General features: G+C 45.6%; 2 protein-coding genes and 1 pseudogene. 2 read left to right on the top strand and 1 reads right to left on the bottom strand.

What is annotated here, in order from left to right:
* Window positions 1–79 precede the first annotated feature (79 nt).
* Window positions 80–640 (bottom strand): annotated as a pseudogene (locus QUA90_RS30095) (RNA-guided endonuclease InsQ/TnpB family protein); the annotation flags it as partial.
* Window positions 641–848: 208 nt separating this feature from the next.
* Here QUA90_RS30095 and QUA90_RS30090 point away from each other — a divergent pair.
* Window positions 849–2,075 (top strand): FAD-dependent monooxygenase, encoded by a 1,227-nt coding sequence (locus tag QUA90_RS30090; protein ID WP_333448759.1) that lies wholly within the window; start codon window positions 849–851, stop codon window positions 2,073–2,075.
* A gap of 192 nt (window positions 2,076–2,267) precedes the next feature.
* Window positions 2,268–3,533 carry an alpha-L-fucosidase gene (locus tag QUA90_RS30085; RefSeq protein ID WP_333448758.1) on the top strand — a complete coding sequence of 422 codons (1,266 nt, stop codon included), beginning with the start codon at window positions 2,268–2,270 and terminating at the stop codon, window positions 3,531–3,533.
* Window positions 3,534–4,389: the final 856 nt, after the last annotated feature.

Below are 4,389 nucleotides of genomic sequence, written 5' to 3'. Positions count from 1 at the left end.
AGTTGTCAAGGTTCTATTCCTTGCGGCTAATCCCCCTAATCCTTTGGAGGACTGGTTTCTAGCCAACGATTCGCACAGTTATACCCAAATCAACCCCAATTTCATTGGAGCATTCCGGCAAGGCTTCAATCTCGACATCTGCCAACAACGACACAGACCATCTTCCAGCGGGCGAAAGTTTCACTGTGATAGTGGAAGGAATTGCACCTTTGGGTAATTCTCGACTCCATCGGATTGCAAGAGGTTCGACGCACTTAGCAAGGTAAACTTGCCCATCTTTCCACCTGAAAGCAGATTTAGTGAATTCTGCACTACCGCCGTTCCGTTTCTTTTTGAAAGTGGGATATTTTGTCCGACCTGCAAAGAAGTTACTGAATGCAGATTGTAAATGCCTCAATCCTTGTTGTAGAGGCACACAGCTAACTTCGTTGAGAAATTCTAAATCTTCCTGTTTTTTCCAACTGGTTAGCATTGTTGAGGTTTCAGAGTATCCGACTCGCTCTTGACGTTCATACCACGCTTCAGTTCTTGCAGCTAAAGCACGGTTGTAAACTAATCGAGCGCAACCCATTGTTCTCCTAAGCAATGCTTCTTGCGACTGTGTTGGATAGAATCGGTACTTGAATGCTTTTTGTGTCATGGTCACATTATAGCAACTACTGTGTGATAGGGTTGAACAATATAAAGCCGTCCTAGAAGGACGGGGTTTCTACCCAAACGCTCGATGAGCGAGATTGATGAACATAAAGTTAATTTCCAGGTAAATTTAGAAATTTTTTTGGAGAGGTTCAGCCAAATCACCAGCCAATTTCCTAAATTTTTTCGTGTTGTACAGCTCACCCAATAATATGACTTCAATATCAAAGGTAATTATCATCGGCGGTGGAATTGGCGGTCTGACCTTAGCCCGTGCCTGTCTTGATGTAGGGATTGCAGTTGAACTATACGAGAAGCGCGGTTTGGATGTTATGCTCTCAGGGCCCGGAGGCATATTCATCCAACGCAATGCTTTGCGCGTCTACAAGCTCTTGCAATCAGGGCAGATTTACCAGCGTTTCTACCAGCAGGGAGGCAAGATCCTCAAAGGTGGGTTTTTTGACCAAAAAGCGGAACCCCTCTACATTAACGCTCCTCAATTCATAGGCGAAGATGACTTGGGTGTGTGCCTCCTGCGACCTGAACTTCAGCAGATTTTATGGGAAGCCTTGCCAGAGGGAACGGTGCAGACTGGCGTTGCCTTTGAGAAATTTGAGGACACGGGCAAGGGCATTCGGGTATTTTTCTCTGGTGGTCGCACTGCCGAGGGTGACATCTTAGTAGGTGCTGATGGTCTTTACTCCAAGGTACGCGCTAGTCTTAACGGTAGGGAGCGGTTAGAGGAGCCTGTGTACAGTGGGACTTGCTGCTGGAGAGGCTACTTTGATGGCTCTGGCTTACCACTAGATCCACAATACAGTTGGGCCGAATTCTGGGGTCAGGGCACTCGTTTTGGCTACTTCGATGTCGGTGGCGGTCGATTTGCTTTCTATGCTTTCAACAACACCCCAGCGGGCGGTAATGACGATGCGCTGGGGGGTTCCTTGAATGCCTTGCGCTCCCTGTTTAAAGGCTATGCTGACCCAGTACCAGCTATCATCGAAGCTCTCGACGGGGAGAAGATTTACCGAGATGATATTGTCGATCGACCACCGCTGGGAACCCAATGGGGGCAAGGGCGAGTTACCTTAATCGGGGATGCCGCGCACCCAGTTCAACCGAGTATCGGTCAAGGGGGTTGTATGGCGGTGGAAGATTCTTTTGAACTAGCGAAACTGCTCTTGACTAGCCAAGGTGGTAGTGATACTGTTCCTTCTGTTTTGCGGCAGTTTGAAGCCAGTCGGACTCAGCGAGTTACTCGCGTATTCAATAGTTCCAGACAAATAGGGAAATTGGGGCAGGCGGATACGGCGATCGGATGTTTGTTGCGGAACTACATTTACAAGCTCACTCCTACTTGGTTGGCTGACTTGCAGTTCAAATGGTTGTTTGATTACCAACCTCAATGGAATCAGACCCGTACAAATCATTCCGCATAAGCTTGACATTGGGAAGCCAAAATACTCCGTCAGTTTCCCAACGATGACCATTGTTAGAAACCTCTGTGGGGTTACATTTGGGGCAGTTCATTTCAGTCCAATTCGACAAAGAAGTTTACCCTAGCTTATTCATTTTACCTGAGAGTAAACATTACTCTTTCACCAATACCGCCTATATTTCAGGGTAAACCAATGACTCAAGAAAACAACTGGTTTGAGACAGCACGATTGGGAATGTTTGTTCACTGGAGTCATAGCAGCCAGTGTGGGTATGAAATATCCTGGCCCTTGGTGGGAGGTGTCTTTAGCTTGCCATACTGTCAAGATGTCCCGGTAGCCGATTATCACCGCACCGCCCAAACTTTCAATCCGACTGAATACAACCCTCAAACTTGGGCGCATTTAGCGAAACGCTTGGGGATGCAGTATGTGATTTTGACGGCTAAACATCATGATGGATTTTCCTTATTCCATACCCAGCAATCCGACTTTTCTATTGAGTATGCGCCGTACAAAAAAGATATTGTCCGAGAGTTTGTGGATGCGATGCGGGCTGAAGGTTTGCGAATTGGGTTGTATTTTTCCTTGATTGACTGGCATCACCCTGACTACCCGGCTTTCACAGAAGCCGATAAACCGTATCAGTTTGGGAAATTCAGACAGCCGACAACTTCTCAGTGGGAGCGCTACCTTGAATTTATGTTCGCTCAAATCAGAGAATTGTTGAGCAACTACGGAAAGATTGACTTGCTTTGGTTTGATGGCGGTTGGGAACGAAAGCCAGAACAATGGCAAGCTAAACAGCTACATGAAATGATTCGATCGCTGCAACCGCATTTGCTAATCAACTCACGCCTCCCTGGATTTGGAGACTTCGATACCTGCGAACAATTCATTCCCCCCCAACCGCCTCCGCGCACTTGGGAAGCTTGCCTAACTCTGAATGAAAGCTGGGGTTACAACCCGAAGGACACCCAATTCAAGTCAGCTCGCCAGCTTATTCATACCCTCTGTGAAGTTGCCGGTAAAGGCGGCAATCTGCTGTTGAATGTCAGTCCTATGGGCAACGGGCAGATTCAATCTGAACAATTGGATTTGTTGCAATCCGTAGAAGAATGGATGGCCGTCCATGCCCAGAGCATCGTAGGAACACAGCCTGGACTGGAACCTTGGCAATTCTACGGCCCTTCTACTCGGCGGGGCGATCGCTTTTACTTATTCTTGCTAATGAAGCCTTACGAGTCAATAACAGTACGAGGTGTACCCATTAAACGGATTCAAACAGTTTATTTGCTAGCTGGAGGGCAGTTATTGGAACACTCAACTCGCTGTGCTATTGTCGATTCTATGTTAAGTGCCGATCCTCTTGGGGAGTTAACGATTCAAGTGCCTGAACAAGCTCTCAATCCCTATGCTACGGTGATTGCAGTTGATATTGCTCCAGTCAACGATCCTTAGAACAAGATTTGGCCAGTCTAGCGATCGCACTTCTTCACTTCCTACCCCAGGAGCCGATCGCATCCAGCTCAATCTCACGATCGCACTTTCGGTTCCATCTTATACAAATCATTCAGAATAAGCTTGACCGAAAGGGAACGTGAAATACTCTGTCAGTTTCCCAATGCGATAATTGGTAGTCCTTCATAGTCAGGGTTAAGAGAGTTTTTCTATAACTTCAAAACTTGTTAGAATGATGGATAAAATTCCTGATAGCTGCCAATATAATTGGAAAGTTTTTTACAAAAAGCAAGCGTTTCTCTCACCAATCTACAGAGCCTCGACCTCAGAGTATTATTAAATTTTTAGAAGTCATAAATTTCACCACTATTCTTGTCTTTACCTTTGGGTCTTTTGCCACGAAAAACTGCGGACTAAGAAATACCAAAATATGTATAATGACAGCAAATTGCCTCGGTCACTGGTGGTCAATTATTCCATAATTTACTAAATATCTTCTCGTCTCGCTGCCCAATATATACTCTCAAAATTTATGTTGTTAGAGCATCTCTAGCCAGGTCTTTCCACTGGTTATTATCTTATTCATTCTTATAAAATTCTATCTCTCAGAAATTTTTGTTCTTGTGAAATAGGTTGATGTTTGGGGTTAATGACAAACTGTCATAGACCGTCTTTACCTTTAAAGTTTTGCGTCCCCCTATGAGTCAGACCATTTTTTTTGACATTTTTACAACGGCAACGGGGAGAATTCATAGAGAAGGAAGTTAAGAAACTGGAACTAAATAGGGCTTGCTGAATATATCGATGGCACTTGACGTAGCCTGGGTTATGCGCTCGCGAGAGCGAGGGTAAAGTG

It is taken from the genome of Microcoleus sp. D3_18_C4, from assembly GCF_036702355.1.
GTDB lineage: Bacteria > Cyanobacteriota > Cyanobacteriia > Cyanobacteriales > Microcoleaceae > Microcoleus.
This window is presented reverse-complemented; position numbering and strand designations above follow the sequence as displayed.

Bases quoted from the DNA above. Each gene is read 5' to 3' on its own strand.
- QUA90_RS30090 (WP_333448759.1), top strand. From the start codon at position 849: ATGACTTCAATATCAAAGGTAATTATCATCGGCGGTGGAATTGGCGGT.
- QUA90_RS30085 (WP_333448758.1), top strand. From the start codon at position 2,268: ATGACTCAAGAAAACAACTGGTTTGAGACAGCACGATTGGGAATGTTT.